1 pseudogene is annotated in these 1,428 nt (G+C 59.8%); it reads right to left on the reverse strand.

Annotation, left to right across the window (positions count from 1 at the left end):
- Positions 1 to 28: 28 nt before the first annotated feature.
- A pseudogene (locus FJV77_RS32155) lies at positions 29 to 1,383 on the reverse strand (IS3 family transposase).
- Positions 1,384 to 1,428: the final 45 nt, after the last annotated feature.

Consider the following 1,428-nt stretch of genomic DNA (forward strand, 5'->3'; position numbering starts at 1 on the left):
GTGAACTGACCCCGTAAAGTTGGACGGTTCATTGAGCTGGTAGATTTAAGGGCTGGGTCCTGTATTGCACAGGGGCCAGCCCTTTCAGTTTCAATTTGATGCGGTGGTGGTTGTAATAGTCGATGTAGCCCTTGATGGCGTCGTCTAGGTTTTGAACGGTGTCGAACGTTGCGAGATGGAAGAGCTCGGATTTGAGGGTGGCAAAGAAGCTCTCCATCGGTGCGTTATCGAGGCAATTGCCTTTGCGTGACATGCTCTGTGCAAGGCCTCTCGCTTCCAGTCTGCGCTGGAATGCTGGCATCTGGTACTGCCATCCCTGATCGGAATGCAGGATCGGTCGTTCGCCCTCATTGAGCCGGCCGAAGGCTTTGGTCAGCATATTGTCCACCAGCCTGAACAGCGGCCGGCGTGACGTTTCAAACGCGACAATCTCGCCATTGTAGAGGTCCATGATCGGTGACAGGTAGAGCTTGCCGCCGGCCAGGCTGAACTCCGTCACGTCGGTCACCCATTTGCGGTTGACGCGGTCGGCGCTGAACTTGCGCTGCAGGAGATCGGGAGCGGTCCGCCCAACCTCGCCCCTGTAGGAACGATACTTCTTCGGCCTGACCAGCGACTTCAATCCCATCCCGGCCATCAGGCTCTGGACGGTCTTGTGGTTGACGCACCGGCCCAGCCGGCGCAGTTGCGCGGTCACCCGGCGATAGCCGTAGCGGCCCTTGTGGCTGTCGAAGATGGCCTTGATCGCCTCCTTCAGCGCCGCATGGCGGTCCGGGCGCGAGGCCGCCTTTTGCCTGTAATAGAACGTGCTGCGCGGCAGCTTTGCCAGTTCGAGCAGCCCCTCAAGCGGATGCAACGGCCTTAACGCCTGGACGGCTTGCGCTTTTTGGGCGCCTGTCCCTGCGTTAAGGCCTCCAGTTTTTTTAGGTAGGCGTTCTCCATCCGCAATTGCTTCAACTCGGCCAGCAGTTCCTCGCGGCTTTTGGCCTCGTCACTGGCTGCAACAGGCATTGCGGGGGCCGGCGGCTTTGACATGGGGCGTCCTCTGGGACGCGGGCCGAGCGCCTCTATCCCGCCCGCATGATAGCGCTTCTCCCAGCCCGTCAGGCAACCGGCATTGCGGATATTGAACAACGCCGCCGTCTGGCGATACGACAGACCTTCCCCCCACATCCGCTCAAGCACGGACAGCTTGAACGCCGCGTCGTAACGACCGTACTTGCCCGACAGCCCCGCATCGCCATGCGCCTCGTACAAAGCAACCCACTTGCGAACAGTCGCCGCGTCAACTCTATGGCTCGACGCCGCACTCGCGTAGCTTTCATCCCCGCACAAATAGCTATCGACAACCGAGCGCTTGAAACTCGTACTGTGTCTGGACATGCAAAACCCCCGAAGGTTGTGTCCAACTTTCGGGGGTCAGTTCAC

This window comes from Mesorhizobium sp. WSM4306 (genome assembly GCF_007003975.1).
GTDB lineage: Bacteria > Pseudomonadota > Alphaproteobacteria > Rhizobiales > Rhizobiaceae > Mesorhizobium.